At 70.4% G+C, this 6759-nt stretch carries 7 protein-coding genes; 1 reads left to right on the top strand and 6 read right to left on the bottom strand.

Features of this window, described 5'->3' with window-relative positions; all coding sequences use genetic code 11:
• Nucleotides 1-34: 34 nt before the first annotated feature.
• Genes Y694_RS18755 through Y694_RS18740 form a run of 4 tightly spaced genes read right to left on the bottom strand, consistent with a single transcriptional unit; the run spans nt 35 to nt 4345 of the window.
• Nucleotides 35-679 (bottom strand): DUF4126 domain-containing protein, encoded by a 645-nt coding sequence (locus tag Y694_RS18755; RefSeq protein ID WP_011830931.1) that lies wholly within the window; start codon nt 677-679, stop codon nt 35-37.
• Nucleotides 680-689: 10 nt separating this feature from the next.
• Nucleotides 690-1481 carry an enoyl-CoA hydratase/isomerase family protein gene (locus tag Y694_RS18750; RefSeq protein ID WP_036235270.1) on the bottom strand — a complete coding sequence of 264 codons (792 nt, stop codon included), beginning with the start codon at nt 1479-1481 and terminating at the stop codon, nt 690-692.
• A 40-nt stretch (nt 1482-1521) separates the two neighbouring features.
• Nucleotides 1522-3144, bottom strand: a complete 1623-nt coding sequence (locus tag Y694_RS18745; protein WP_011830933.1) for a carboxyl transferase domain-containing protein — start codon at nt 3142-3144, stop codon at nt 1522-1524.
• A 25-nt stretch (nt 3145-3169) separates the two neighbouring features.
• The gene (locus Y694_RS18740; protein WP_036235272.1) at nt 3170-4345 is read right to left on the bottom strand and encodes an isovaleryl-CoA dehydrogenase; all 1176 of its coding nucleotides are present in this window, start codon (nt 4343-4345) and stop codon (nt 3170-3172) included.
• 231 nt (nt 4346-4576) lie between these two features.
• On the opposite strand from Y694_RS18740, the gene Y694_RS18735 reads away from it, so the two are divergent.
• Nucleotides 4577-5293, top strand: a complete 717-nt coding sequence (locus tag Y694_RS18735) for a TetR/AcrR family transcriptional regulator (RefSeq protein ID WP_011830935.1) — start codon at nt 4577-4579, stop codon at nt 5291-5293.
• A gap of 9 nt (nt 5294-5302) precedes the next feature.
• Here the strand turns inward: Y694_RS18735 and Y694_RS18730 are convergent, their stop codons facing one another.
• Entirely contained in the window at nt 5303-5911 is a 609-nt protein-coding gene (locus Y694_RS18730; RefSeq protein WP_011830936.1) for a 2-hydroxychromene-2-carboxylate isomerase, read from the bottom strand.
• Nucleotides 5912-5951: 40 nt separating this feature from the next.
• A partial coding sequence (locus Y694_RS18725; protein ID WP_036235268.1) for a TRAP transporter large permease subunit occupies nt 5952-6759 on the bottom strand: 808 nt, incomplete at its 5' end.

The raw sequence follows: 6759 nt of genomic DNA, 5'->3' as shown, positions 1-6759 counted from the left end.
TCGCCGCGGTTGACGACCAGGATCTTCTTGAACATCAACGGGACTCCGTTGCCGTGGCCGACGCCGCACCCAGCAGCATCTTCAACCGGGCCCACAAGCGCGCCAGGAACTTCGAGAGCAGCCACACGAGGATCAGCATGCCGACGAAGGCCGCGGCCACGCCGGCGATCGCCAGCACCGGGTGCTCGAACGCCAGCCACAACATCGACGGCACCGCCAGATCACCGAGCAGCGACATGCCGATGTTGGAGAACGGCTCGGGCGAGGTGTTGACCGCGGCGCGCGTGGTCGCCTTGGCAACGTGGCTGGTCGCGGCCAGCGTGCCACCCAGCAGGGCCGCCAGCGCCGCGGCGGTGGCGTGGTCGGCGCCGAACACCGAGGCGGCCAGCGCCGCGCCGGCCGGGATGCGGACCGCGGTGTGAACCAGGTCCCACAGCGAATCGAGACCGGGGATCTTGTCGGCAAAGAACTCGACGAACAGCATGAAGCCGCTGCCCGCCAGCATCGCCGGGTGCTGCAGCAGTTGCAGGCCGGGCGGCAGTTGCACCCAGCCGGCATAGCCGACCAGCCCGGTGATGGCGAGCACCGCGTAGAGCCGCAGGCCGCTGGCCCAGCCCAGCGCGGCGGCCAGCGCGATCAGATGGGTGGTGTCGAGCGCGTTCACCGCCGGCAGTTCCATCGTCGCTCCTTCACGCCTGCCAGCGCGGACGGCGCTTGCCGAGAAAGGCCTGCACGCCCTCGCGGCCGTCGTCCGAGGCGCGCGCATCGGCAATGAACTCCACGGTGCGCGCGATCAGGGCCGCATCGAGCGGCGCCCCGGTGATCTCGTGCAGCAGGCGCTTGCCAGTGGCCAGCGCCTGCGGGCTGGCGGCGAGCAGCGCGTCGACGAGAGCCTGCACCGCCGCGTCCAGCGCCTCGGCCGGCGCGACCTCGTGCAGCAGGCCCGTGCGCTGCGCGGTGGTGGCGTCGAAGCGCTCTGCCGTGAGCGTGTAGCGCTGCGCGGCACGCGGGCCCATCGCGCGGACCACGTAGGGGCCGATCGTCGCCGGCACCAGCCCGAGCTTCACCTCGCTGAGGCAGAACTGTGCGGTGTCCACTGCCACCGCGAGATCGCAGGCCGCCACCAGGCCCACGCCGCCGGCGTAGGCATCGCCCTGCACGCGCGCGATCGTCGGCTTGCGGCAGCCGGCGATGCTGCGCAGCATCTCGGCCAGGCCGGCCGCGTCGTCGAGGTCCTGCGCGCGCGTGTAGTCCGCCATGCGGCGCATCCAGTGCAGGTCGGCGCCGGCGCAGAAGGCCGGGCCCTCGGCGGCCAGCACGACGACGCGCACGGTGTCGTCGGCATCGAGCGCGCGGAAGGCCTGCGTCAGCGCGGTGATGACCTCGTCGTTGAAGGCGTTGCGCACGTCGGGGCGGCACAGCGTCACCCGCGCCACCGCGGCCGACGGTCGGCTCAGGCGGACGGTCGTGTCGGCGCTCATACGGCGTGACCCTGGCTGTGCGGCATCGCGGCGCCCTCCATCACATGCGGAACACGCCGAACTTCGCGTCGGGGATCGGCGCGTTCAGGCTGGCGCTCAAGCCCAGCGCGAGCACGCGGCGCGTGTCGGCGGGATCGATGACGCCATCGTCCCACAGCCGAGCGCTGGCGTAATAGGGATGCCCCTGGGTCTCGTACTGCGCGAGCAGCGGCGCCTTGAAGGCCGCCTCGTCCTCGGCCGACCAGTGCCCGCCCTTGGCCTCGATGCCGTCGCGCTTCACGGTGGCCAGCACGCTGGCGGCCTGCTCGCCGCCCATCACCGAGATGCGTGCGTTGGGCCACATCCACAGGAAGCGCGGCGAGTAGGCGCGGCCGCACATACCGTAGTTGCCCGCGCCGAAGCTGCCGCCGATGATCACGGTGAACTTGGGCACGTTGGCGCAGGCCACTGCGGTGACCATCTTGGCACCCGCGCGCGCAATGCCTTCGTTCTCGACCTTGCGGCCGACCATGAAGCCGGTGATGTTCTGCAGGAACACCAGCGGGATCTTGCGCTGGCAGCACAGCTCGATGAAATGCGCGCCCTTGTTGGCGCTCTCCGAGAACAGGATGCCGTTGTTCGCCACGATGCCGACCGGCAGGCCCTCGATGTGCGCGAAGCCGGTCACCAGCGTGGCGCCATAGCGCGCCTTGAACTCGTCGAACTCGCTGCCGTCGACGATGCGGGCGATGACCTCGCGCACGTCGAAGGGCTTGCGCGTGTCGGTCGGGATCACGCCCAGCAGTTCGGCCGCGTCGTAGCCCGGCGCCACCGGTTCGCGCCGCAGCGGCGGCTGCGGCTTGCGGTGGTTGAGGTGGCCGACGATCTGGCGCGCCAGCGCCAGCGCATGGGTGTCGTTGCGCGCCAGGTGGTCGGCCACGCCCGACAGGCGCGTGTGCACGTCGCCGCCGCCCAGGTCTTCGGCCGTCACCACCTCGCCGGTCGCAGCCTTCACCAGCGGCGGGCCGCCGAGGAAGATGGTGCCCTGGTCCTGCACGATGATGGTCTCGTCGCTCATCGCCGGCACGTAGGCGCCGCCGGCGGTACAGGAGCCCATCACCACCGCGATCTGCGGAATGCCGTCGGCGCTCAGGTTCGCCTGGTTGTAGAAGATGCGGCCGAAGTGGTCGCGGTCGGGGAACACCTCATCCTGGTTCGGCAGGTTGGCGCCGCCGCTGTCGACCAGGTAGAGGCAGGGCAGGCGGTTCTGCTGCGCGATCTCCTGCGCGCGCAGGTGCTTCTTGACCGTCAGCGGGTAATAGGTGCCGCCCTTGACGGTGGCGTCGTTGCACACGATCACGCACTCGACGCCGGCCACCCGGCCGATGCCGGCAATCACGCCGGCGCACGGCGCCGCATCGCTGCCGTCCGCGTCACGGTAGACGCCCATCGCAGCCAGTGGGGCGATCTCGAGGAAGGGCGTGTCAGGGTCCAGCAGCAGCTCGACCCGCTCGCGCGGCAACAGCTTGCCGCGTGCCACGTGCCGTGCGCGCGCGGTCTCGCCGCCGCCCAGCGCGATCTGCGCGAGCTTCGCGTGCAGGTCGTCGACGCCGCGGCGCATCGCCTCGGCATTGGCCTTGAACTCGTCGCTGCGCGGATCGAGGCGGGACACCAGGGTCGACATCGCGGGGCTCCTTCGGCCGGGGGACTCAGGCGGTTTCGGCGAACAGCTCGCGGCCGATCAGCATGCGCCGGATCTCCGAGGTGCCGGCACCGATCTCGTAGAGCTTGGCGTCGCGCCACAGGCGCCCGGCCGGGTACTCGTTGATGTAGCCGTTGCCGCCCAGCACCTGGATCGCCTCGCCGGCCATCCAGGTGGCCTTCTCGGCGGCGTAGAGGATGGCGCCGGCCGCGTCCTTGCGCAGCGAGCGGCTGTGGTCGGCGCGGTCGCAGGCCTGGCCGACGGCGTAGACGTACGCGCGGCAGGCCGAGAAGGTGGTGTACATGTCGGCCAGCTTGCCCTGCATCAGCTGGAACTCGCCGATGCTCTGGCCGAACTGCTTGCGGTCGTGCACATAGGGCAGCACCAGGTCCATGCAGGCGGCCATGATGCCCAGCGGCCCGGCCGACAGCACCGCGCGCTCGTAGTCCAGGCCGCTCATCAGCACCTTGACGCCGCCGCCCTCCTGGCCCAGCACGTTGTCGACCGGCACCTCGCAGTCCTCGAAGAACACGGGGTAGGTGTTGGACCCGCGCATGCCCAGCTTGTCGAGCTTGCTGCCGAAGCTCAGGCCCTTGAAACCCTTCTCGACGATGAGCGCCGTGACGCCCTTCGCGCCCGCCTCGGGCTCGGTCTTGGCGTAGACCACCATCGTGTCGGCGTCACCGCCGTTGGTGATCCACATCTTGGCGCCGTTCAGCACGTAACGATCGCCGCGGCGCTCGGCGCGCAGCTTCATGCTGACCACGTCGGAGCCGGCGTTGGGCTCGCTCATCGCCAGCGCGCCGACGTGCTCGCCGGACACCAGCGTCGGCAGGTAGCGGCCCTTCTGCGCTTCGCTGCCGTTGCGGTGCAGCTGGTTGATGCAGAGGTTGGAATGTGCGCCGTAGGACAGCCCCACGGCCGCCGAGGCGCGCGAGATCTCCTCCATCGCCACCATGTGCGCCAGGTAGCCGAGGCCGGTACCGCCGTAGGCCTCGCCCACCGTCATGCCGTGCACGCCCAGGTCGCCGAGCTTGCGCCAGAGATCGGGGGGGAACTGGTTGTCGCGGTCGATGTCGGCCGCGCGCGGCGCGATCTCCTGCTGGGCAAAGTCGCGCACGCTGTCGCGCAGCATGACCAGCGTGTCGCCGAGGTCGATATCGAGGCCGGTGAAGCTGGACATGTCGGTCTCCCGTGGGCTGCAGGTGGTCGGTGCGGCGGCCTGGCGCCGGTCATTCATGAGTTTCACTCAAAATTAGCGAACACCGAATGACTCGACCGCTTTTATGTCGGATCAGCGAGCATTCTAGAGAGTCGTCTGAGGCGAATCAAGCATTAATTGAGCTTTACTCAAGATTGCCAATCCCCGACAATCCGGCGTGCCCTCGCTGCCGTCCCCGCTGCCGCCGCCACGATGAACCGTCCGTCCGCCCTTGCCGCCCCGCGCCGCCGCGCGCCGGCCAGCGCCAAGTCCGAGCAACGCGTGCGCGACATCCTGCGCGTGGGCCGCGAGGTGTTCTCGGAGCGCGGCTACGAGCACGCCACCACGACCGAGATCGCGCAGCGCCTGGGCATCTCCGAGGCCACCGTGTTCACCTACTTCCGCGGCAAGCGCGAGCTGTGCACCCGCGTGGTCGGCGACTGGTACGACGAGATCATCGCCGCCATCGAGGCCGGCCTGCCGCGCGAGCGCGACACGCGCGCGCAGCTCGAGTTCTTCGTGCAGACCCACCTGCGGCTGTTCCTGACGCAGGGCACCGGGCTGTGCGCGCTGGTGCTGTCGGAAGGCCGCTCGAAGGGACAGGAGGCGCTGGGCGATGCCTTCGCGCCGCTGCAGCGCCGCTACACCGCGCCGCTGATGGACCTGCTGGCGCGCGGCCAGGCCAGCGGAGAGATCCGCCGCGACGTGCCGCTGCGCCTGCTGCGCACCCTGGTGCTGGGGCCGATGGAGCACCTGCTGTGGGAGGCCGTGCTGCAGCAGCGGCCGGTCGACGTGGACGAGACCGCGCGTGGCCTGCTCGCGGTGCTCTACCCGGCCCTGCAGGCGCCGCAGGCCGAGCTGGCCGCGTTGCGCCGCCTGCGTGGCGATGTCGAGCACGCGCTGCGGGTGGCCGACGGCGCGCCGCGCTGAGGCCGCGACTCAGAACGGCCCGGTGGCGAGCCAGCGCTCCAGCTGCGCCCGCCGGTCGTTGCCCCAGAACAGCTCGCCGTCGACGAGGAAGGACGGCGCGCCGAACACGCCCGCCGCGATCGCGGCGTCGTTCTCGGCCTTCAGCCGCGCCTTCCAGGCCGGGTCGCCCCAGGCGGCCTCGGCCGCCTCGGCGTCGAGCCCGGCCTCGGCACACAGCGCCTTCAGCGGCGCCGGCGCATCGAGCGCCACGCCGCGCGTGAAGTAGGCGCGCAGCCCGGCATGGGCCCAGGCCGCCGCCCGCTCGGGCTCGCGGTCGGCGAGCCACCAGAACACGCGCGCGGCGTTCTGGGTCGGGATCGGGAAGCGTTCGGGCGCCCGGTAGGGCACGCCCTCGAAGCGCGCCGAGCGCTGGAAATCGGCCAGCGCGTACTCGCGCTTGACCGGGTAGGACACCGGGCTCTTCAGCTCGGCCGCCTGGAAGGTGGCCCCCAGCAGGATGGCGTGCCAGCGCACCGTGCGGCCGTGGCGCGCGGCCACCGCCTCGACCCACTCGCTGGCGATGTAGGAATAGGGCGAGGAGAAGTCGAAATAGAACTCGACCGGGTTCCTCGCGTTCATTGCCGCACCGCCGCGGTGTCGCCGACGCTCGCTCTCACGCTCACTTGTACAGCACCTCCGGCAACCACAGGCCGATGGCCGGGAACTGGTACAGCAGGATGATCGCGATGATCTGGATGCCCATGAAGGGCAGCATGCCGGCGAAGATCTGGTTCAAGGTCACGTGCTTCGGCGCCACGCCCTTCAGGTAGAACGCCGACATCGCCACCGGCGGGCTCAGGAAGGCGGTCTGCAGGTTCAGCGCCACCAGCAGGCCGAAGAACAGCGGGTCGACCCCGAAGTTGTCGAGCAGCGGAATGAAGATGGGCATGAAGATCACGATGATCTCGGTCCACTCCAGCGGCCAGCCGAGGATGAAGATGATGACCTGGCTCAGGATCAGGAACTGGGTCTTGGTGAGGTTCATGCCCAGCACCCAGTTCTCGACCAGCTCCTGGCCGCCCAGCAGCGCGAAGGCCGCCGAGAAGATGGCCGAACCGACGAACAGCCAGCACACCATCGCGCTGGTCTTGGCGGTGAGGAAGACGCTCTCCTTCACCACCGTGAGGTTGAGCTGGCGGTAGGCCCCGGCGAGCAGGAAACCGCCGAGCGCACCGACCGCCGCCGCCTCGGTGGGCGTCGCCAGGCCGAAGACGATCGAGCCCAGCACCGCGGTGATCAGCACCAGCAGCGGGAAGAAGCTCGACAGCAGCATCTTGAAGACTTCGAGCCGGTTGAAGCTCAGCAGTGCGTAGTAGGCCAGCATCGCGACGGCCCCCACCGCCAGGCCGATCCAGTAGCCCTGCGGCGCCGGCCGGGTGGTGGCGGCCGCTTCGCCCGCGGCCGCCGCGGAGGCGGGCGGCGTGGCC

It is taken from the genome of Methylibium sp. T29-B (assembly GCF_000576225.1).
In the GTDB taxonomy this organism is placed as follows: domain Bacteria; phylum Pseudomonadota; class Gammaproteobacteria; order Burkholderiales; family Burkholderiaceae_C; genus Methylibium; species Methylibium petroleiphilum.
Note: the sequence above shows the minus strand (reverse complement) of the source record. Positions and strands in the feature narration are given on the sequence as shown.